Origin of the sequence: Halococcus sp. AFM35 (assembly GCF_051195015.1) — an archaeon.
Taxonomy (GTDB): Archaea; Halobacteriota; Halobacteria; order Halobacteriales; family Halococcaceae; genus Halococcus.
The window spans coordinates 1-21,700 of sequence record NZ_JBNTJU010000028.1; the positions used below are offsets into that span (position 1 = coordinate 1).

The 21,700-nt window shown below is 59.1% G+C and carries 19 protein-coding genes and 1 pseudogene; 11 read left to right on the forward strand and 9 right to left on the reverse strand.

Going from position 1 to position 21,700, the window contains the following annotated elements; translation table 11 throughout:
* Positions 1-147: 147 nt before the first annotated feature.
* Positions 148-321, reverse strand: a complete 174-nt coding sequence (locus tag ACQUQO_RS15330; protein WP_435079093.1) for a hypothetical protein — start codon at positions 319-321, stop codon at positions 148-150.
* Positions 322-393: 72 nt separating this feature from the next.
* Here ACQUQO_RS15330 and ACQUQO_RS15335 point away from each other — a divergent pair, with 72 nt between their 5' ends.
* From ACQUQO_RS15335 to ACQUQO_RS15345, 3 genes are all read left to right on the forward strand, one after another.
* The gene (locus tag ACQUQO_RS15335) at positions 394-966 is read left to right on the forward strand and encodes a DUF7342 family protein (protein ID WP_435079095.1); all 573 of its coding nucleotides are present in this window, start codon (positions 394-396) and stop codon (positions 964-966) included.
* A gap of 10 nt (positions 967-976) precedes the next feature.
* A complete protein-coding gene (locus tag ACQUQO_RS15340) occupies positions 977-1,435 on the forward strand; it encodes a hypothetical protein (RefSeq protein WP_435079096.1) in 459 nt (152 codons plus the stop codon).
* Positions 1,436-1,529: 94 nt separating this feature from the next.
* Positions 1,530-4,007: a DEAD/DEAH box helicase gene (locus ACQUQO_RS15345; protein WP_435079098.1), complete on the forward strand. Its 2,478-nt coding sequence runs from the start codon at positions 1,530-1,532 to the stop codon at positions 4,005-4,007.
* Between the two features lie 195 nt (positions 4,008-4,202).
* Here ACQUQO_RS15345 and ACQUQO_RS15350 read toward each other — a convergent pair whose 3' ends face one another.
* Positions 4,203-5,456, reverse strand: coding sequence for an RNA-guided endonuclease InsQ/TnpB family protein (locus tag ACQUQO_RS15350; protein ID WP_435079099.1), 1,254 nt, complete (start codon positions 5,454-5,456; stop codon positions 4,203-4,205).
* Positions 5,457-5,596: 140 nt separating this feature from the next.
* Here ACQUQO_RS15350 and ACQUQO_RS15355 point away from each other — a divergent pair, with 140 nt between their 5' ends.
* On the forward strand, positions 5,597-5,947 hold the full coding sequence (locus tag ACQUQO_RS15355) for a pyrimidine dimer DNA glycosylase/endonuclease V (RefSeq protein ID WP_435079101.1): 351 nt from the start codon (positions 5,597-5,599) through the stop codon (positions 5,945-5,947).
* 102 nt (positions 5,948-6,049) lie between these two features.
* Here the strand turns inward: ACQUQO_RS15355 and ACQUQO_RS15360 are convergent, their stop codons facing one another.
* Positions 6,050-6,967 carry a hypothetical protein gene (locus tag ACQUQO_RS15360; RefSeq protein WP_435079103.1) on the reverse strand — a complete coding sequence of 306 codons (918 nt, stop codon included), beginning with the start codon at positions 6,965-6,967 and terminating at the stop codon, positions 6,050-6,052.
* A gap of 231 nt (positions 6,968-7,198) precedes the next feature.
* Here ACQUQO_RS15360 and ACQUQO_RS15365 point away from each other — a divergent pair, with 231 nt between their 5' ends.
* Together ACQUQO_RS15365 and ACQUQO_RS15370 are read left to right on the forward strand one after the other, a co-directional pair.
* The gene (locus tag ACQUQO_RS15365) at positions 7,199-7,519 is read left to right on the forward strand and encodes a hypothetical protein (RefSeq protein WP_435079136.1); all 321 of its coding nucleotides are present in this window, start codon (positions 7,199-7,201) and stop codon (positions 7,517-7,519) included.
* Between the two features lie 1,138 nt (positions 7,520-8,657).
* Positions 8,658-9,854: a Cdc6/Cdc18 family protein gene (locus ACQUQO_RS15370; protein WP_435079105.1), complete on the forward strand. Its 1,197-nt coding sequence runs from the start codon at positions 8,658-8,660 to the stop codon at positions 9,852-9,854.
* Positions 9,855-9,928: 74 nt separating this feature from the next.
* On the opposite strand, the gene ACQUQO_RS15375 is transcribed toward ACQUQO_RS15370, so the two are convergent.
* The 5 genes from ACQUQO_RS15375 to ACQUQO_RS15395 form a co-directional block, all read right to left on the reverse strand.
* On the reverse strand, positions 9,929-11,191 hold the full coding sequence (locus tag ACQUQO_RS15375) for an RNA-guided endonuclease InsQ/TnpB family protein (RefSeq protein ID WP_435079107.1): 1,263 nt from the start codon (positions 11,189-11,191) through the stop codon (positions 9,929-9,931).
* Positions 11,192-11,298: 107 nt separating this feature from the next.
* Positions 11,299-13,959 (reverse strand): hypothetical protein, encoded by a 2,661-nt coding sequence (locus ACQUQO_RS15380; RefSeq protein ID WP_435079109.1) that lies wholly within the window; start codon positions 13,957-13,959, stop codon positions 11,299-11,301.
* Positions 13,960-14,326: 367 nt separating this feature from the next.
* Positions 14,327-14,668: a DUF5615 family PIN-like protein gene (locus ACQUQO_RS15385; protein WP_435079111.1), complete on the reverse strand. Its 342-nt coding sequence runs from the start codon at positions 14,666-14,668 to the stop codon at positions 14,327-14,329.
* Positions 14,665-14,949, reverse strand: a complete 285-nt coding sequence (locus ACQUQO_RS15390) for a DUF433 domain-containing protein (RefSeq protein WP_435079113.1) — start codon at positions 14,947-14,949, stop codon at positions 14,665-14,667. Before ACQUQO_RS15390 ends, ACQUQO_RS15385 begins: the two co-directional genes overlap by 4 nt.
* 240 nt (positions 14,950-15,189) lie before the next feature.
* On the reverse strand, positions 15,190-15,363 hold the full coding sequence (locus tag ACQUQO_RS15395; protein ID WP_435079115.1) for a hypothetical protein: 174 nt from the start codon (positions 15,361-15,363) through the stop codon (positions 15,190-15,192).
* 152 nt (positions 15,364-15,515) lie between these two features.
* On the opposite strand from ACQUQO_RS15395, the gene ACQUQO_RS15400 reads away from it, so the two are divergent.
* From ACQUQO_RS15400 to ACQUQO_RS15415, 4 genes and pseudogenes are all read left to right on the forward strand, one after another.
* Positions 15,516-15,782, forward strand: coding sequence for a hypothetical protein (locus ACQUQO_RS15400; protein ID WP_435079116.1), 267 nt, complete (start codon positions 15,516-15,518; stop codon positions 15,780-15,782).
* A gap of 170 nt (positions 15,783-15,952) precedes the next feature.
* Positions 15,953-16,177, forward strand: a complete 225-nt coding sequence (locus ACQUQO_RS15405) for a hypothetical protein (protein WP_435079118.1) — start codon at positions 15,953-15,955, stop codon at positions 16,175-16,177.
* A 326-nt stretch (positions 16,178-16,503) separates the two neighbouring features.
* A complete protein-coding gene (locus tag ACQUQO_RS15410) occupies positions 16,504-18,486 on the forward strand; it encodes a hypothetical protein (protein WP_435079120.1) in 1,983 nt (660 codons plus the stop codon).
* 67 nt (positions 18,487-18,553) lie between these two features.
* Positions 18,554-18,676: pseudogene (locus tag ACQUQO_RS15415) on the forward strand (zinc ribbon domain-containing protein); the annotation flags it as partial.
* Positions 18,677-18,724: 48 nt separating this feature from the next.
* On the opposite strand, the gene ACQUQO_RS15420 reads toward ACQUQO_RS15415, so the two are convergent.
* Complete coding sequence (locus ACQUQO_RS15420) at positions 18,725-19,825, reverse strand: DUF1616 domain-containing protein (RefSeq protein ID WP_435079122.1); 1,101 nt, start codon at positions 19,823-19,825, stop codon at positions 18,725-18,727.
* A gap of 332 nt (positions 19,826-20,157) precedes the next feature.
* On the opposite strand from ACQUQO_RS15420, the gene ACQUQO_RS15425 reads away from it, so the two are divergent.
* Complete coding sequence (locus ACQUQO_RS15425; protein ID WP_435079124.1) at positions 20,158-21,591, forward strand: DUF58 domain-containing protein; 1,434 nt, start codon at positions 20,158-20,160, stop codon at positions 21,589-21,591.
* Positions 21,592-21,700: the final 109 nt, after the last annotated feature.

Genomic DNA, 21,700 nt, shown 5'->3' on the forward strand with positions numbered 1-21,700 from the left:
AAGCGTGCCATCTCGCCGATTTCGACCGAGAGCGCGGACGACTTCCGCGCTCTCGTTGAGGGGACGTTCCTCGAACTAACGCATCGTCTGAGCTTCGCTGCCGACTGGATTGACCGATTTCTGGACGTCAATAGCTTACGCTAGCCCCTACGGTGGTGGGAGATCACTGCCACCACCACCACTACCGTCGTCTGCTGGCTTCTCGGTTGGTGTTGGCGTCGGCGTGCTGCCGTCGAACTCCCAGAGACCGACATTGTTCGAGCGTGTCTGCTGTTCGGTACTGTCGAACTCCTCACGGAGCGAGAACGGCGAGTCGTACACGCGGGCGTAGCCATCAGCGAGCAACTGCTGGTTGAGCCAACATATTTACGCGAGTACGTCATATTATTGGGTATGAGCGAGCGCGACACAGAGTCAGATGTCGGTATCCCCTCGAACGGAGTGCCGTCAGACGAGACTGTTCGCCAAGAACGCGAGCAGTGGGATGAGGGAAAGACAGTCAAAGAACGCATCTACGAGACCGCACTCACGCTGCGCATACCCACTCCCGTTTCTGTCGTTGCCGACCGAACCGAGTGCACACCTGAATCCGCTCGACGACATCTCCTCTGGTTTGCCGAGATCGGTATCGTCGAGCCAGTCGGTGAGGGACAGCCCGCACAATTTCAGCGTAACCACGCGTACTTTCGCTGGAAACGTGCCAACGAAGCCAGACGTACCCATTCGAGCGATGAACTCGCGACCCGGCTCGAAACGTTGCTTGAGCGCGACCGCGCCTACCAAGATAAATACGACGTGTCTGATCCAACCCAGGTGAGTGCGTTCGACATCGCCGATCCGGATGATCACGACGCGCTTGAAGCTATCTGGACTGACGTCAACGATTGGCTGACTGTCCGAGAGGACCAGCGCGTGCTCGAACACGCTCAGCGCCTCCAGCGCGAGCAACAGTCAGTTTCGGCGTGACCCAGCTCCTATGACCGATGCGAACACGCCAATCGACGAGGCGATTCTCAAAGCCATTGCCCAAACCCTTCGTACTGATGATCGAGTTGCAGAAGTGGTCCTGGTCTCTGGCAAAGGAACTGCCGAACACAAGCATCTCGCGGTCACGTTCGACCCAGCGCGCTATCCCGCGTTCGTTCGCGGGGCAGACCTCGCCATTCAGTGGTATCGCAATAACGGTTTCAATATTCACTACACAGAGATTCACAGCGACGACATCACAGGCAACGGGAACAACGCCTGGCAGTGTCGTTGGGACCGCCAATCGAGTACCCACAGCACTCGTGAGCACTTTCATCCGCCGCCTGATGCGGGCGAACCGACCGATAGCCAATTTCCGGACGATTATCGGAGTGTTCTCTCGATGGTCCTCGCAGCAGTTCGAGCGCGAATCGAGGAACTCTGGCAAGACTACGAAGAGACGAAGTAAATGACCCCTCCCTACTATTTTCACCAATGCTATGCTTCTGTGGCCGATTGGCAGCAAAGCCATTAGTGAATCGCACTGATATACTACTCATATCGTGGACGAGACTATCCAATGGCTTCGGGACCAGTCACAGCATCAGGGTCGCATTCAACACCACGAGCGCGTCGCTGGTCGTGAAGCTACGTTTGCTGATCTCGATCTCGACTACCGCCTTGAGATGGCGCTCGCACGTCGCAATATCGAACAGCTCTACCAGCATCAAGTGAGCGCCATCGAAGCCCTCCGTGACAATCGAAATACCGTCCTTGCTACGCCCACCGCCAGCGGCAAAAGCCTCGCGTACACCGTCCCAGCGTTCGAACGTGCAATCGATCACGGCGGACGCACTCTCTATCTCGCACCACAGCGTGCACTCATCAACGACCAAGAAGAAACTCTTGCGGCGCTTGCCAGCGATCTCGGCCTCGGTGCACAGGTCGCTGTCGACCAGTACACTGGGCAACTCACACAGGACGAAAAACGAGCGGTGCGCGACCGCCAGCCTCACGTCGTGCTCACGACACCGGATTCGCTCCACTATGCTCTTCTCCCGTGGGCCAGTCGGCTCTGGGAGTGGTTTTTCCGTCAGCTCGATACTATCGTAATCGATGAGGTCCACGAGTACCGAGGGATATTCGGCAGCCATGTCTCGCTCGTTCTCCGCCGACTGAATCGAGTCTGCGAGCGGTTCGATGTTGCCCCGGATGTGATCTGCTGTTCGGCTACGATTGGAAACCCTGCCGAGCACGCCGGTGCCGTGACCGGCCATCCCGACGACTCGTTTACCGTCGTCGATGAGGACACCAGTGTAACTGGTCCCACTAACTGGTTGTTTTGGAACCCTCCGCTCAAAGCCGATGCCGACGACGAGCAAGCAAACCCGTCACACGAGGCTGTTGCTGCCGGCGCAGCCGAAGTGGGGAGCCAAGCAATCTCCGGGGCCGGTGGCGCAGTACCGGACACAAACACGACAGCTGATCCCGCAGTAAACGGCGATTCAAACGACGATTCGGAGGCTGGCGGCGAGCGTCAGTCGCCCCACGCCGAGACGGTTGGATTGTTCTGTGATCTCGTGATGCGCGGCTATCAGACCCTCGTCTTCACCCGATCACGACAGGGAGCGGAACGCTACGCCGACTGGTGTGCCGACCGACTGAGAGCACGGAACGAACACGACCTCGCCGACGCCATTACTGCCTATCAGGCTGCGCTCAAACAGACTCGTCGCGAGGAAATCGAGGACGGTCTTCACGATGGCTCGATCCGTGGTGTCTGGAGCACGAACGCCCTCGAACTCGGCGTCGACGTCGGTGGCCTTGATGTCGTTCTCCTCGATGGATATCCAGGTACGCGGATGAGTACACACCAACGTGCGGGACGCGCCGGTCGCGGCGAGGAATCAAGCCTCGTCACGCTCGTCGGCGGCAACGACCAGCTCGATCAGTACCTGATGGCAAACCCCGACTCGTTTTTCGACGGTGATCCCGAGCATGCAGTGGTCAACCCCGAAAACGACCAACTCATTCCCGAGCACGTCTGCAGTGCCGCGACCGAAAGCTGGCTCAAACCTGACGATACTCGTCATTTCGGTGAGTCCTTCCCCGAGATCGTTGCCGATCTCGAAGAGGCAGGAAGACTCGATCGGCGGGACACCAACGCCGGTGTCCGCTGGTTGTGCGATGATGACGACAGCCCCCAACATGAGATGAGTCTCCGTACTATCGACGATCGGGAAGTCAGACTGGTCGACCATCTCCAGAACACGACGATCGCACGCCTCCCGTTTGCGGACGCGCTCCGGGATGCCCATCCCGAAGCGATCTACCATCACCAAGGAACGACATACGAAGTCGCCGACCTCGATCTCGACCGGGGACAGGCACTCCTCGAATCCACACCGACCAACAACTACACTCGGGCTCTCAGAGACAAGGAGATCACGGTCGAACACGATTTCGACGAGTTCAGTCTCGACACCAACCCAGCAGTCACGGTGCGATTCGCCGAGGTGACCCTCCGCGAGCAGATCGACAGCTATCTTCGCTTCGAGGGGACGAACGACGATGGTACCAAGATACTGCTCGACGAACCGCTACCGGAGACGACACTCCGAACGCGAGCGTTGTATTTCACAGTGCCACCGGCAATCGAACAAGCAATCCATGCACAGAGTAGGAACGAGGATGGCTTCGCCGGAGCGATTCATGCAGTCGAACACGGGATGATCTCGCTGTTTCCCTTAGAACTGTTGTGTGACCGTCGCGATATTGGCGGGCTCTCGACACCGCTCCATCCGCATACAGGGCAAAGTACGATCTTCATCTACGATGGGTATCCCGGTGGCGTCGGCCTCTCGCAGGGTGGCTATGACCGAGTCCAGGGATTGATGGAAGGGACACAGGACATGATCGCAGCCTGTCCCTGCGAGAGTGGGTGCCCAGCATGTATTCAGTCACCACACTGCGGAAACGCGAACAGTCCGCTTGAGAAGGACCTCGCTGTCGAACTGCTCAACCAACTGCTGGCTAACTGATGGATGATATCCTCCCCGGCGCGAACGCGGGGTTTCCCGGCCGCAGTTGGGATATTGTGGTTCACGGTTCCGTGCAACCTATTGCCTGGAGAGCGAAACCGCCCTCCTTGCGGTCGAACAGAGGCGGACCGCTAGCTGTCACTCCACGAGATCGATGACACTCTGTGAGTAGGGACCTTCGATACGAGAGGTCAACTACCCATGACTAAAGCCATGGGCTTGTCGGTGGACTCCCACTCTGGCCGACACAGCATCGGCAGGGGTAAACTCCCCGTTCGCGTTCAGCGTCCCCGACTTCAGGGCGAGTTGACGGTTCGCCCGTCCCGACCGGGACTTTTGCCCGGCCCGGACGTGCTTCAGGCCGATGTTCTTCGCCGCGTTGTAGTCGGCGTGAAGCGAATAGCCGCACTTCGCACAGGAAAAGTCCGCTTGCGACGGTCGGTTGTTTTGAGCCGTGTGACCGCACTTCGAGCATCGTTGCGAGGTGTACGCCGGGTTCACCTCCACGGTGTCAATACCGAACGGTTCAGACTTGTACGAGACGAACTCGAAAAGACGGTGAAACGCCCACGTATGGAACTTCTTGGCTTTCGGCATCCGCGAACGGATACCGTTCAATCGCTCGAAAACGATAGTCGAACAGCCGTGTTCGACCGCTTCGGCGACGAGTTCCTTCGAGATGTTATGCAACAGATCTTCCGCCCATTGGCTCTCGCGGTCGCCAATGGACTGAATCGTTCGGTGGGCCGATTCCGTGCCGGTTTGTTGAAGATCATCACGAACGCGCTCGTAGGCTTCGCGTCGGTGATTGAGCAAGCCGCCGGACCAAAATCTCCCGGTCGAAGTGACCGCCAGATTCTCGATTCCGAGGTCCACGCCGAGGACCGAGGGGTGCTCGGCGGGTTCGGGGTCGTCCATCTCCGTCTTTGTGCGAAGGTGGAGGTAAAACGCGCCATTACGATGGTGGAGTGTCGCACCAGCAACGTCGAAGTCGTCGTTTTCGACGTACTCGCCGAACGGCGTGTCATCCGTGTCTGGTGGCAGAACGTACTCGGCTTCGACCCTGCCATCCACCGTCGAAAGGGAAGCGTAGTTTTTATGAAACGTCGCGCTTCGCTTGTCGTATTCGGCGAAGTCGGCAGTGAACGTCGGGAGTTCGGCATACTCACCGTCGGACCACCGCGCGACGACACCTTTGAGGGCGTCCGCCGCCCGCGAGCGAGCAGCTTGCACGAGGTTCGCGGTGAGTCCGTCGGTTCGGTCGCGGACTTCGCCGTAGGTGCGTTCGTGGAGGCGTTGTTTGTTCGTCTCGACGTAACCGTCATCGTTGCGAGCGCGCTGAACGACGAGGTTCGCGGCGAAGCGAAACTCGGCGAACGTCGCAAACAGGGATTCGGCGGCACTGTCGCACATGTCAAGCTTGACTGGAACAGTGCGCCGAACCTCCATACTTCATATGGAGCCATGAGTTACTTAAACACGTCGGTTGAGGAGTCGTCCGGCAGACACGCCGAATCAACTGAAAGCGGAGGACTACGCGCTCCTCCCACGGCTGAAGCCGTGGGTTTCCGCGCTGGGAGAGCTACGGTATGACACGGATGTGGTGCCTGCCGACGGAGATCCTCTGTGACGATCATCTCCGCGGTGAGCACGCAGAACACCATCAGCTCGTTGGGACCATCAACAACCACCCGCACGGCGAGGCAATCGCGGAAGGCCACGCCGAGAAAGGCAACATCGACACGACACGTCTCGAAGAGCGCCACGCCCAGCTCGCCGCAGAGATGGAACGGCGCGGCATGAATCACAACTCACCGCTCGCTTACGACGGCCCCACCTACGGTGCTGACGTGATCGATCTCGAAGTGAACCGTGCCGACCTGCTTGACCGATGCGAGGACTGTGCTACTAGAGCGCAAGAACACAGTGGCTCACAGTGAACAGGAAAACCGCGTTCGAGCAGCGCCTCTCGGAGGTTGTCGCCTCGGCTGACCTCGATGGTCGTTTCCTCATCATTCGTGATGATCGTCACGGGAACTCGCTCATCCATTGCTACTGGAAGACCTATCTTTTGGTGATGAATCCCACTTGGTTTCTCGGGCGTGTCCAGCCGCCTCGATCAGCTGAACGCCGAGTTCGCGGGCATACGCCTGCTTGATCCGGAGTTCGACGCTCGCGTGTTTGTCGTCAGGGATATCCCACACGTCGATGGTTACCGTTCCGGGGTCACTCCTCTCGGTCGATGTTCCCCATACTTCGATGTCGGCTGGGCCGCTGTAGCCTTCCGATGTCGGTCGCACGTCTATCTCTCCCGAAAGCAACTGGACGTGCTGGATACGGTGGGCGTCGTAGAGATATTCCATCCCGCTTGGCACCCACCAGCTACATCCATCCACAGGACACCGCTGTTTCCCATCGTTAGCGATCAGTTCGTCGGCATGCTCGGCATCAGGAGCACGCTCGGAGTCGTAACCACTCAGAGGCGCAGTCTCCTCGCTGTGCCCGAACTCGAAGTCGGTCACTCCGCCGTTATCAGGGATCGGCTGCGTTTGGACGATTCGGCTGAGCGTTCCGTGAACGAACTGCGCGTCGTATTCCCATCGCTCAGGAGTGTCCGCTCCAACGTCGAACGACGAGTAGAACGAAAACGAACCGTGCCAGTCGGGAAGCTGCTCCCACCACTCGTCTGTGGTCCGCGTCGGTGTGTATTCCTCACCCGACAGCGGATGATCGGATTCAGCCCGCTTGCGAGCTCGGTCACGCTGCTCGGCGGTCCATTCGTTTTCGGGAACTGGCTCGGTCTCGTGGTTGTGCTTTGCCAATGTACCATCGGCGGTGACTCGATACCGATCCATGAACAGGTAGTCGAGGCTCTTCGATTGCCATTCAACCTCGTGAGCGCGGACTCCAAGCCGAGTGGCGTCGTAGTTCGGCAGCCGCTCGCCGATCGATTTATCCAATTCGATCCGATCAAACACACCCATCGAGAATCGCTCCTAACGTCTCTCATGGTGCCCGCAGATTTACACACCCCGGATTGCCGCTGTAAAGTGGGGCACTTTCGGTCGAGTTATGTGAAGGACAGGCGCAACTTCGGTGGCATCCGTGCCGAGAACGACGGCTCCGGTCGGAACTGGGGCCGTCACGGCAACAAGATGCTCCACGGATGGGCGTTCGGCCTCCTCACGACGATGCTCGAATACAAGGCGAAGCCGCCGGCATCGAGGTGGTTGTGGACTCCGAGCGCGATACCTCGAAAACGTGCGCCGTGTGTGCACAAAAACGGTAGCCAACGTATCGAACGCGGTCTGTACCACTGTCAGCAGTGTGGTCGGACGGCGAACGCCGACGCGAACGGCGCGGAGAACATCAGACAAACGCTACTCCCGAATCCAGACGCTTTCGACCGTCTGGATAGGGATAACGGCTGTTTGGCACAGCCATCAGTGTGTTCGTTCGACGCTACGGATGGACGATTCCATCCACAAGAACGGGCGCATTGTGAACCCTAATATCCCAACGGCGGCAGGGAATCCTCGCCCTTCAGGGCGGGGAGGATGTCAAGGGACCTTCTGTTCGGTCTGGTTAGCTAACTCGCAGGGCGCTAATCCCCCTTCCTCAACGAGCGCGGACGTTCCGACGCCAGTCGGAACGGAAGCGCGAAGTAGGGAGGGGATACAGCGCCCGTCTTTATCTTGTCTTTCGTCCGAATCGGAAGGGCTAAGCCCCGCCATCACCTCTTTCGAGGTGTGATGGCGACCACTCATACCGGCGGCTTCAAGCCCGACAAGAAGGGCGGTCGCCGTGTCTTGTCGAGCCATCACTGCGAAGTAGGAGTGGTTCACTCCGAATCCACGCCTGTGGAGTCTGGCGTCCCTGTGTCCTTTGCGGGATAAAAAAACGCCGACACAGAAGCAGGAAGCCCTGTCCTCAACGGAGTGAGGGCAAAGCCCGAACGGAGTAGGGCAGGGTAGTTCACCTTCGACAGTTCGAACACTTTTCGGATGGCTACTGAGAGACCCCTCGTTGCCGCTGCAAACGGTGAGACGAAGACTGTGAGTCAGCTTCCTCAACCCCAGATTGCCGCTGTAAAACGCTTAGCTGGCTAGCTGAAAGTTGCACATAAGAGGTGACTTCCTCCCCACATCCTACCGCTCGCCCAGATCCGCGGCGAGTGGTTGGAGTGGAGATTCGCTAAAACTTTACTGATCAGTGTCTTTTCAAGTCAGTAGAGTTATCAATGAAGAACTTATTTCTCCTGCTCATACCTAGATTTATGTACCCTCCTCCCCAACCATACCGTACCACACTTTTGGCACGCTGAGACGCCAGCTTCTTTTGGCGTCGAAGAGACGAAGAGGAGGTAGGTACCAGTTCTCTACTACTCTGTCTATCAGGTTGCAGTGGCTCTATCTGTAGAGATCATCGCGCGGAACCTTAGCTTCGAGTGGTGCTCTTACAGCGGCACTCCGGGGTGTGGGACCTGCTGTGTTTACAGCGGCAATACGGAGTAGTCCACCATGCCTAATACTAAAACGCCGTATTCCAGTCTCTGGATGGCATTCTCAGCAAGACTTCCTTTCATTCTTCCTCTTACAGCGGCACCAAGGTAGGCAAACATTCATAATCCGTCCGCGAGAGACGACAGCCATGAGCGAACCAAAATCGTTCTTTGGCGACCCCGATCCCATTTTTGCCGATAAGGAGCTCCTTCGGGTTAGCCATCTTCCCCAGAGTGATCGAATCATCGGCCGCGACGATGAACTCCAAAGTCTCGCCAAGGCGATCAAAGATGCACAGCGTGGCGGGACACCGAACAACGTTCTCATCTATGGGAAAACAGGAACCGGCAAGAGCCTTTGTTCGAAGTATATCACGCGAGACCTTGCTAACACTGCTGCTGAAAACGACGTAAAGATCGGCATTGCGTACGTTGACTGCTTTCAAGAGTCCACTGAAACACAGACAGTTCGAACCATCGCCAGATCGCTCAACGATTCCGAGGAAACTGATATCACTGTTCCTCATTCCGGGGTGAGTACTTCTGATTACTACCGGCGATTGTGGGACATTCTCGATGCACGCTTGGATGTGGGGATCATCATCCTTGACGAGATTGACAAACTCGAAGACGATAACGTACTGATGCAGCTTTCACGTGCAGCAGAGGCAGGCAAGGTCAGTGAATCCACACTCGGGATTATTGGGATCAGCAATAAGATTCGCTACAAAGATACCTTGAACGAGCGTGTCAAGTCAAGTCTCTCCGAGCGTGATTTTGTGTTTCCCCCATATGATGCCTCTCAACTCCGATCGATTCTCCGTTCACGTGCAGATGCATTCCGCGACGATGTTCTTGCCGAAGATGTGATTCCAAAGGTTGCTGCCCTTGCTGCTCGTGAGCATGGAGATGCGCGCAAAGCCATTGATATACTCCGATATGCTGGTGAAATTGCTGACGAACATGGTACTGATACTGTTAGTGTTGAATACGTCGATGAAGCTCACGAGCGTGAAGAACAAGCCCGGCTCTCAGAACTCATCTCGAAGCAACCCACACACTCACGATATCTGATGCTGGCACTCGCACTTCGGACACAGGAATCTTCGGAAGAGGAGCCAATGATTCCCTCAAAGCAGATCTATTCCGCCTACCAAGTTATTTGCGAGCGTGAAGGAACTGACCCCCTAAAGATGCGCCGCGTTCGCGATCTTCTCTCCGAACTCGCATTTCTTTCTCTTATCGAACAAGACCGGAAAGGACGAGGGAAGGGGAAGGGCGCTCACACCGTCAACGAACTCGTTGATGATCCAAAACTTGTTACGGGGGCTTGCCAATCTCCCTAGTAAGCTACGTGAATTACCTGAGATGACATCCTCCTCGGCGTAAACGCCGGGGTTTCCCGACCGCAGTTGGGATATTAGGGTTCGCGGTCCACGACCTGTTCTCGGGGAGCGAAAACGCCCTCCCTACGGTCGAACAGGCGAACCGCTGGCTGTGCCATCCAGCCGTTATCCCTATCCTCTCGCTGAGGATTCGGGAGTACCTTTTGTCGGATGTTTTCCGCACCATTCGTGTCGGCATTGGCGACCAGTCCGCACTCGCCACAGACGTACAATCCACGTTCAACGCGCTGGCTGTCAGCGGTTCGGTCACAGGCCGAACACGACTTCGACGTGTCTCGTTCGGAGACAGGTTCGACCTCGATTCCTTCGGCTTCGGCTTTGTAGTCGAGCAACGTCGTGAAGCGGTCGAACGCCCACCCGTGAAGGTCCATATTCCCGTGGTCGCCCCAATCGGTAGGTTCGTCACCGTCGTCGCGGATACCGCCGAGGTCGCCCACGACGAGCGTGCCGACCGAACGTTCGACGCACTCCTGTACGATGTGCTTCGACAGGGCGTGCAAGAAGTGCGTGCGACGGTCGGCGCGTTTCCGGTCCAAATGTCGGCCTTCACGCGAGGACGAACCGTTTGTCTCGGCGCGCTTCTTGCCGAAATAGTATTCGTCCTCTTTGAGTGCGCCGCCGGGATACAACAACGACTCATTCCCGAATGAGACAGCGGCGACGTTACAGATACCGAGGTCCACACCCGCTGTGCGGTCGCCGGGCGATTCAACCTCAATTTCGTGGCGACAGACGATGTGCAATCGCCACTCGCCGCGCTCGAAGACGGCGCGAACGACTTGGACGTTCTCGATTGTAACGTCCGGGTCGGACTCGTAGGCACACAGGATAAAATCGGACCAGTGTTCCTTCGTGTTCCGCCCCTTCGAAAGTCGGATGTAGCCGTTCTTTGCGTCGTGCTTGAAGCCGTCCTCTTTGAACGTGACTGTCGCACGGGGATGGTCGTCGCCGTTCTTGCGGTAGCCGGGCGGGTTCGCTCTCTCGTTCCCGTTGTTGCGGTGGCCGTACCATCCACGGAACGCCTCATCAAGTTCTTCGAGAACTTGCTGACTGGACTGCGCGTTGAGGTCCGCGTAGCGTTCGTGACTCTTAAGATACGACTTGAGTGCCGAGCCATCGGGAATCTGGCCGCACGCGTCCCAAACGCGCCCCACGGTGTAGCGGGCAACGTTCCAGAGTTTTGCGGCGGCGAAACCAAGCGTATCAAGTCCGTCGCGCACCTGCCGCTGGTTCCGTATGGAAGCGCGGTGAGTGTGGGTAACGGACTTAATCGCCATACATAGCCTATGTCTCCAAACAAACCTAAACGTTCCGGTCATGGAATATCCAGCCCGGCAGTCACCGCCGGGTGTGTAATCAAGCTCACGCGATTCACGCCCGCCCTTCAACCATCGCTTCGCTCGGCCTCAGGACGGGATTCTCTCGCTGTTGAAAGATAGTGATCAGGGCGCTGGCCGACATGGGCAGGTTCGCCGTCGAGAGTGACATTAGCCTCGCCGTCGAGGTCGAAACTCGTGAGTTCACCAGAGAACACGTAGCTGTCAATGCCGCCGTCGCCGCCTTGCCCGGTCGCGGTGTTGCCCGAGATGGTGTCGTTATCGTCGTTGGTTGCACCGTTCGCCGTGCTCTTTTCGAGATTCCCGCTCACCGAGAACGTGTACGAAAACCGCTCGTCAGTCCCCTCGATAGAGAGCACGTGGTCGGACCGTTGGCCGACATGGGCGGGTTCGCCGTCGAGAGTGACATTGGCTTCACCGTCGAGAGCGAACGATTCGAGATCTCCCGAAAAGACATAGCTGTCGATGCCGCCGTCGCCGCCCTGCCCGGTCGCGGCATAGTCGGTGAGGGTGTCGTTATCGTCGATGGTTGCGCCGTTCGCCGTACTCTTTTCGAGGTCCCCGCTCACTGAGAACGTGTACGAAAACCGCTCGTCAGTCCCCTCGATAGAGAGCACGTGGTCAGGCCGTTGGCCGACGCGGGCCGGTTCGCCATCGAGGGTAACGTTGGCTTCACCATCAAGGGCGAACGATTCGAGACTCCCTGAGAAAGCATAGCTATCGATACCGCCGTCGCCACCCTGTCCGGTCGCAGCATAGTCAGTGATGGTATCGTTGTCGTCGATGGTTGCGCCGTTCGACGTGCTCTTTTCGAGGTCGTCGCCCACCGAGAACGTGTACGAAAACCGCTCATCGGTCCCTTCGATAGAGAGCACGTGATCGGGCCGTTGGCCAACGCGGGCGGGTTCGCCATCGAGGGTGATATTGGCCTCGCCATCGAGGTCGAAATTCGTGAGTTCACCAGAGAACACGTAGCTGTCGATGCCGCCGTCGCCGCCCTGCCCGGTCGCGGTGTTGCCCGAGATGGTATCGTTGTCGTCGATGGTTGCGCCGTTCGCCGTACTCTTTTCGAGGTCCCCGCTCACTGAGAACGTGTACGAGAACCGCTCGTCGGTGCCTTCGATAGAGAGCACGTGATCGGGCCGTTGGCCGACATTGGCGGGTTCGCCGTCGAGAGTGACATTGGCTTCACCGTCGAGGGCAAACGATTCGAGACTTCCCGAAAAGGCATAGCTGTCGATGCCGCCGTCGCCGCCCTGCCCGGTCGCGGCATAGTCGGTGAGGGTGTCGTTATCGTCGATGGTTGCGCCGTTCGCGGTGCTCTTTTCGAGATTCCCGCTCACCGAGAACGTGTACGAAAACCGCTCGTCGGTGCCTTTGATCGAGAGCTCGTGCGGGAGGCCGCTTCCGCCGCTATCGTCAGGTGTCGGACACGAACCCTCGTCCACGATGTCGGATATTGTCACCAAAGAATCGTCCTCGACGACCTGTTCGCCGGTGATGTCGATGGTGCTGTTTCGCACCGTGCTTCCGTCCGAATCGAGCAGTACGACCCCGTCGCGGTTCGCCCCCTTCTGGTGGATACAGCAACCATCGACGGTCGAATCAGGCCGGTCCCGCAGTTCGATGGCCGCGTTGCCACCGGCGCTGCCGGTGATGCTCACGTCCTCCATCGTTCCGGCGTGTGGTTTTGCCGGTGGGTCGTAGGCTCCGCCACCGTCAGGTTCCTTGCCGAACACGCCGCGCACGCTGTTTTCCTCGATGCCGATACGGGTGTTTCGCACTTGGAATTCACTGGCGGTCGCCTCGGCGACGACCCCGCCACCGGAAAAGGATGCCGACCGAATCGAGATGTCACAGTCCCTGATTTCGACGTCGGTCCGGTCGCTTTGACGACCCATCTCGATGCGCACGCCGCGGTAGTTGAGCGCCTCGTATGGATTCGGTGCGTCGCTCGCGTCGGCATCCACTTCGAGGGTCACACCATCGACGTAACTGCCAGCACTCCCGATACGAACTTGATTGTTGTCGTTGTTGCGGTAGACACCGCCTTCAAACTGGACGACACCGTTTGTCCGGCTGGTGTAGGTACCGTTCGAGCCGAATTCTTCAATACGGCAGTTTCTGAATGTGACAGTGCCTCGATTGGAGATGCCCACCCAGATACCGCTCCGTCCGTCGCCAGCATTGTACGTCCCCATCAGTCCGTGGTTGTTCGCTTTGAGGTCCGTGACGAGGCCAGTACCGTCGGGTGATCGAACGATTGGGTAGAAGTAATCCATCACGTTTGGATTGCCGTTCTCGTCGGCTCCGCCCGGTTCCCAGCCCGGCTCTTCTCGCGGAATCGATTCGGGATGGATTCCCTGACCGATTAGCTCGACGTCGTGGACACGAAGATCGTCATCGACTCCCAAGTGGAGTCCGGGTGTCGCCCCGTTTGCTGTTTGGTCGATATCAATGCCCTCGAAGAGCAGTCCAGTGCCCCTATCGACCACGAGGACTTTTTCGTTGAATCGTTCGGGTACGGTAAAACGGACGTCTCCCGTACCAACGAATCCGAGGTTGGTCTTGTCCAGTATGACGTTTTTCTGCGTGAGTTTGTATTCCCCTGCGGGAAACTTCAGTAACGTGTAATCGTCAGCTGCATCCGTGATCTGTTCGTCGCATGGCTCTGTTCCAGTCGGGTCACAGCCGACGTCCTCGACCATATCGACCACCGTCTCGAACCTGATTCCACGGCGTTGTGCGGCACTTGCAGAGCCACTGACCAGTGGAACCGCTCCTATGGCAGCACCTGCAGTCTTCAGGTACGTCCGTCGGTCAAGAGGTAGTACAGGGTTCCCGTTGTCGTTGCCGTTGCTCTGTTTGCCCCGGTTGTCGTCACGTGGCATCACCATATTTGAAATTCTTACAAGAGTTAATCAACCAAACCCGGTATAAAAATACCGATAGTCAGTAGTTCCCAATCGAGTTAACTCAAACTCTATGAATTTCACGGACGGTGGCCCTGCCTTATGACAGCCAGTGGCTATGAGCCACTCAAGACGAGACGAAGCCTCTGAGCCGGCGAAGTGTTCACAACCAGCCATTGGGAATGTGGACGATTTCGTTGCGAGCGTCCTCAGGTCTGAGAACGCTGAGCGCGTTATGGACCGAGCGAACGATGTCGTTGCGTGGGGTGCGCTGGTCTTCGTAAAAGAGGATTCCCCAGTGGTCGGTCTCGCCGACGAACTCCTTCGTGACGAAATCCAGGTCGTTGGTGAGAACCATCGCCTTGCTCTTGTTGGCGAACTCCAGAACCGCGGGGTCGTCTTTTCCACTAGCGGGTGTATCGTAGATAGTCACAGCGTCGATGCCCTCGCTCTGAAGAGTGTTGGCGAGGGCTGGAGAGACGTGCTCGTCGGTGAGCACCCTCATGCGTGCTGGCGGAATTTCTCGGGATCGAGTTGGCGTTCGCTGGCGCGCTGGGCGGCTTGGTGTTTCTTCTCGCGCCACTCCTGCATCTCGTCGGGATGATCGTAATAGTACGCGAGGGCGTGATGGATGGCCGCGAGATCGAGGTCGTAGTCTGCGGCCACGTCCTCGGGATGCTCGCCTTTGTCGATGACACGGGCAGCGATATGGAGCACACCGATACGGCGGCCGTCGATTCGTGGCTCGCCACCAAGCGTGTTCTCGGTAGAGACGATGTGAGTCATACTTGTTGTTCCATGCGAATCGACAAAGAGGTTCGCCTCCCGGTTTCCGCTGTTCTGACACGTAGCAAGCGGAAGCCCACGTCTGCAGACGTGGGGAGGAGGTCAAGGGGACGATTCTCGGCCTGCACTGTCGCACAAAGTGGCCAAACGGGATGGGAATTGGGCCGAAGGTCGCCCTGGAATGGAGGCACCCTTCTCAGTCTCGCAGCGGACAAGAGCTACGATAGCCTGGAACTCTGGCTACCGTTTTCGAGACCGATCAGCCTCGATGCCCGCCCCAAGAGCGATCCCGACAGCAATCCCGATCGCCAATTCGTTTATCGCAGTCCCGATGGCGACACCGAGAACGAGTCCAATTGCCATCCCCGTACCGGTCTTTCGTTGGCTCTCGTCTTCGTCGTTCGTGGCGGGCATAGGCTACGCTTCGCTGTATTCGGAGATAACACTACTGGTGGAAGCACCGTCGGAATTCTCTGAATCCGTCCGACTGTATGACGGTAGCACTGGAAACGGTGGTGTGTTTTCGCTGTGCCTTAGGTAACATCTCGTTGCTTCTGGACGGTCAGATGTTACACAAGGCCGGAGAGATGGTCTGTTCATTTTCGTGGTCGAATCACGACCTCCATCCCGTCGTTACTGGTCCGCATCACCGCCGAGTGCAGCTCGTCGATGTCGACAGCAGCCCGGTTGGCGACTGCGGCGAGAGCACGCTCTGCGGGGTGTTCGCCGCCGGCGTAGATATCGGCGCGCTCTTCCTATGTCAGCGAAACGAGCCAGTCGTTCTCACGGCGCTCGATGTCCACTACTTGCCAATGTTATCTGCTGGCAAGTGAAAGCTCAGCGGTTTAGCATTTACATCCGCAAGAAAGGGTGAGGGGAGGAGGGCACCCCTCACAGCTCCTGCTTGTAGCTTGCGAAGTATCGATCAAAACCATGTTTGCTCTGCTCGCCGCTCTCGGAGAGCGGTGATGGACTCTGCCAACGGTTACTCGGGTCACGGAGCATGGATGCGCACTATCCGGTCGATGGCGAACGCTCAGAATGGGAGGCCGATGAACTGGTCGAGCAGACCGACTACGAACAAAAGCACCATGAAGTAGAAGAGGACAACGAGTGTGTTTCGACGGGGTGCGTTGGAGGACAAGCCGGGAACGCGGTCGATCAGGAGAAATCGCCCTCGTTGTCGGTTCCGGTATGGAAGGTCATGCTACTCTCGCTAGAGGGATGATGGAAAATGGAAAATAGAAACGTGCTGCAGAGGGGTTGGTGGCGAGTTATCTCACAGGAATGCCAGTAGCTGTTGGGGTTGACCTCTTTCGGGCTGTCGACGTTCACTTGGCCACCCGAGTCACCGAAGCCCCGCGAATTGTCGGTTTGATCAGCGAGTTCCGCTTCTCTGTACGATCAAGGACTGCACGAGCAAACTCCGTGCAGGGCTCTCGGGCTGTTCGGCGTAGGCTGCAAGGGCCATCACGTCAGTGCATATTCAGATCCTGGAAAAGTGGCTGCTCCGCCGTCCAAGAGCTTATACTGGCTGTCCACCATCATCCGCCGATGAAGCGACGGGGGTTCCTCAACATCGCCGCGACGGGTGGCGTCGTCACGGCCGCTGGCTGTTCCGGCAAGAATGAAAACACCCGAAACGCCACCGATACATCACCGACCAGTTCGTCGTCCGGCGACTCGGAGACCACCAATCCCGATTTCGTGTGGGCCGAACAGCCGCTCTGGAAGGACGAGCGGGTGCGCGAGAACCTCTTTGCGTTCGCCGCACGCCACGACCTCGCGGTGGTCATCGCAAAGGCCGATGCTGAGGACCCCAGTCTACTCGAACCACCGCTTGCCGCTGCCGCACGCCACGGTGTCGAGGCATGGCTGAACATCGGCGTGCTGACGCGACTCACCCCGACCGAGTTCGTGACCGACACGGCAAAGGGCCATCGTCACCTCGATGGTCTCGAAGCTGTCGCCGAAAACTACCAGAAATTCTTCCCTGATGGCCGAATCATCCTCTGGCAAGAGGCTCCCGTCGGCGGTCGGTGGGTCGAGAGCGGGAAGTGGACGGATGCCGCTGTGCGGAACCTCGAAACGCTCGGTCCCGACATCTTCGCCGCACAGAAAGAGCGAGTCAAACGTGCCGCCCCGAGCGTCGCGACCGGGATTTTCGTCCATTTTCCGTACATCGTGGAGGGACGGAACCCGGAGACGTTCGCCACCCTCACGAGGGGGTTGAAATCCCGCAATGCGCTCCCTGACTTCACCTTCACTGATTTCTACCGGGGATGGTATGCGAAGGATACTGGTCCCGGCCCAGCGAACGCGGCGGTCCGGAGCCTCGTCACGAACGCACGGGAGATGACCGAAGGTCGACCGGTCACGTTCCTCGGTGAGGCCCACACTATCAATCCCAACTACACCCCGAGCAGGCAGGCGATGTGGATGGACCTCCGAGCAGCACTGGGGGCCGGCGCGGAGGGCGTGGGCTGGTACGCCCGGACGGCCTACGAGGAGACGAAGCAGGGCTTCGACCCGTTCGTGCCGAACGTCGGGCCGGCGGCGCGCGACGGACCACGCACCAGCACGCTGACGTTCGCGCGCGACCGCTATCAGTACGCCTACGCCGCGCTCCGCACGCAACGCGCCGGGAGGGCATCTGGAGGGGACTCGGCGTCCGAAGAACGCTTCGACCTCTGGCTCGCCGGCACGGATTTCGATTTCTATGACCACCGACTCTCAATGCGAACGCGGGCGGGGAAATGGAGATTTATCGGCGATTTCAACGGATACGTCAACGGCGGCTACCCACACAATGGGAACGATATCGACCATGTATCGGTATTCCGGGGCCTCTCACGTGCCCGCTTCGACCGGGGTGGCCGGTTTAACCTCAGAATCGAAACCGATCCTGCAAGCGACGGCGCACAGCTACAGGCTGTGCTTGCGATGCCCGCAGATGTGGATACGTACCTTCCGGAATCGGCAGCGATCAAACTGTACGGCGAGCAGCCACATCTCCACGAGTTCAGCAGCGGCCACAAGCGCGTGGACGCGCGGCTAACGGCGGGTGAATCACGGCGAATCGGTGTTGCACTTGTCGAGCCGAAACGGCCGCTGGATGCGCTAGTCTTCCCGAACCACCGCGCACAGCGCGAGCGATTGCAAGCGCTCGAATCGCGTGTGGAGTTCGAGCCGCGCGATATCTTCGACCTCTGGGTACTGGTGGATGGCAACGACACCGATAGGCTCGACGGACTATCCATCGTCGGCGACGCGGGACGACAGTCACTCGACGAAGCGAGTACGGCAGTCTCGACGGCGAACAAGGGGGCGGTCTTCTACGGCATCGAGCGCACTCACTTGCGTCGTCGCGACGGCTCAACCACCGTTGAGGTGAACGGTGGTATGGGGGCCGTGACCGGCGTGTACGCAATGCCATACGCTGGCACCGTCGCGTTCAGGCCTGCAGCGGAGGCGATCTCTCTCATCGAGGCCGATCCTGCAAGCGCGCGAACGTTCAGCATCGCATTTCAAGAATAGTGATTCGCGCTCTAGACCCAAATCCATGACTGCGATGGCCTTGCCAATCGGGTCGAGAAACTGACACCCAGATCTGGCAGGCTCGGGTCGCGATAGGGATAACGGCTGGTTGGCACAGCCAGCAACCCGTCTCTTTAACCGAACGCGAGGAGCGTTCTCCCCGCGTTCCGAGGCGGGTTGTGAACTGTAATATCCCAACTGCGGCAGGGAATTCTCACCCTTCAGGGCGGGGAGGATGTCAAGAAGAGACATTCACCCACAAATGAGTCTCTCGGTAGGCGTTCTCAACAGTCGGGTTGGCGGGCGGCGAGCCGCGATAGAGCAGATAGGTAAGTCGGAGGCGCTCGCCGGTCATCGTCGGCGTTACGTCGTGAGTCCAGTTGGCCGATTCGTTGGCGGGGATCGTCCGACTGAATCGGTTGAGTGTCCGACTCTCACGGACAGTCGTCGAATTGTTTTGTATCGAGACGCGCTGGAGTTCGGCAACGACCGAATACTCGACCTGCTCGTGTTCGTGGTTGCCGATGCCGACGACGAGCGGCTGGCTCTGGCCGACCGTGAAGTTCTGCGGGTAGTCGTCGGCGACGAGTGCCCCGGATTCGTTTTCGGTGAGCAAGTAAAACTCGCTGAAGCTCTCGCCGGATTTAGGCACTAACACGGCGTAGCCGACACTGCTGACCGCGAGCAGCAGGCTCACGACCAACACAACGTTCAGGACGGCATCGAGGCGTGTCTCCGGCGCGAACAGCTCCGCCCGCGCGGCTCCTGCCCACGTACGGTACGGGACGCGAAAGCGTTCCTCGGTTGGAAGCTCCTGACGGCGTAGTGCGGCAACCGCGCTGGCGAGCAGCGTGAAACCACCAATCGAGAGTACGATAGGAACAAGCCGAATACCGAAGGGTGTGAAGTTCAGGACCAGCCCGATCAGTGGTGTGATGGCGATGCTGAGTCCAAAAGACAGGGCCACTCGCTCGATGCCGTCGATGCTGCCATCGCGGCGGGGATCAGCACGCTCAGTCAGCCCAGTGCGGGCGTCAGTCGCCGCCTCCTGTTCGGCCTCATCCGGATTCGCTATCGAGCGCTCGCCCGTCTCGCTGTCCGTCGTCGATGCTTCCTCAACGCTGGGGCCACGCTCGGGAAACAGCGCCGCAATGAACGCGTAGCCGGGCGCAAACAGCACGAAAACGAGGCCGAGAACGATCCGGAGCGGCGTCTCGCTGACGATCGGTGCGAGCGTGGCGATCCCTGTCGCGAGCACGAGCAGGACGATCGCCGCAAGATCCGCGGGGAACCGGCGGAGAAATCGCGGCAACAGCAACCGAAGCGTCCCGTCAGACATACTCTCCGATTTCACCAACGGCACCTAAAGGACTTGCTTTCGTCGCTCCGCACCGCCTATTTCGGTTTGGATGGGATCGGTGCCGATGCTACGGCCCTCAATGGTAGCTTGCCAACAGAGGATGAGTTTCCGCGACCGTCGTATCCGGCTCGTCGGGACGATGCACGACGGCAATGGGGGAACAGACGGAAGAACAAGGATGACGGCGCTGTGTCCCCTCCCTACTCGCGCTTCCGTTCCGACACCAGTCGGAACTTCCGCGGTCGTTGAGGAAGGGGCATTAGCGCCTATATTTAGGTAAGTTCAACTGCATGGCCGTTCGTCCTCGTGTCATGCAAGTCACGCGCCGCTACTGGGCGGTCGCTGGGATGGGCCTTCTACTCGCTGTCCTTGCGATCGCGTTCGCTCGCCCGCTGCTGCTGGTGGGTGCGGCGAGCCTCGGCGCGTGGCTGCTCGGACGTCAGTATCTGTTCGTCCGGGCGCTATCGGAAACGACCAACGCGATGACTATCGAGCAGTTTCCCGCCCAAGACCGGGTTGTCGCGGGCAACGAGACGCCGGTCACGCTCGCGGTGTCGTTTGCCAGTCCCGCCCCACTGGCAATCGAGATCGAGGTCGGACTGCCGGTCAGCGCGACCGGTACGGACGCCGACGAGCGTACGCTCGATCTCGCGCCCGGCGACGAACACGCCAATACCGTTGTGACGGCCCAGTGGGCGGTCGCGGGCTCCTACGAGCTGCCCCAGCCGACGCTCACGCTTGGCGATGCCGACGGACTGTTCATCGAACAGTTGTCGCGCGGACCGACGCCATCGATTGTCGTTGAGCCGCAGGGGCCGCGGAACATCCACGTTGGCGAGGGTGGCGAACAGCTCATGGCAGCATACGGGCGGCGCCAAAGCAGTCGCCGGGATGCCGGGCTCGATCCGGGCGAACTCCGCGAGTACGTCCCCGGTGATACGGCCGACCGCATTGACTGGAACGCGACTGCACGGCTGAATGAACCGTACGTCCGCGAGTACGAGATCGAGACCAACCGGACGACGGCGCTGCTCGTCGACCATCGTGCAACTATGAGCGACGGGCCGCCCGGCGAGACGAAACTCGACTACGCCAGGGAAGTCGCGTTGACGTTCGTCGACAGCGTCGACGGGTTCGACGACCCGCTTGGCTACTACGCCGTCGGCGACGACGGCATTACCGATCGCCGCCCTCCAACAGCCGGGCGCTACAGTGACGTCAGACGCCGGCTGCGTGCCCTCGACCCGACCGCCGGGGATACGACTGCGACCGAAGGCGACGAGCCAGTCACACTGCGCCACACCGCTCGCGGGCTTACGGACCGGAGTGCATTCGAGCGAACGCTCGGCGCGTATCTCGAATCGACGGCGACGTATGTCGAGCGCATCGAGGGTGATCCACTGTTCGAGACCGCACGCATCGGTCTCGCCGGGCTATCCGGGACGATCTGGACGGTGATCTTTACCGACGATAGCCACCGCGCCGAGCTCCGCGAGACGGTCAGGCTCGCCCGTCGCGGCGAGGGTCGCGTGCTCGTCTTCCTCACACCGACGGCGCTGTTCGAGCCGGGCGGACTCGCCGATCTTGAGGAAGCCTACGAGCGATACCGACAGTTTGAGTCATTCCGGCGTGATCTCGCCCGGCTCAAACGCGTCTCCGCGTTCGAGGTTGGCCCGCGCGACCGGCTCGATGCCGTGCTTGCAAGCGGGAGCCAACGCAACCGCTCGGCAAGCACACCCCAGTGACTTCCTCCCCACCCTACCGCTCGCCTGACGGCTCGCTCCTTGAGGGAGGGGCCTTAGCGCCTGAAATTAGGGTAAGACCACGAAAGTGGCAGACAGACTGCCGCAGCGA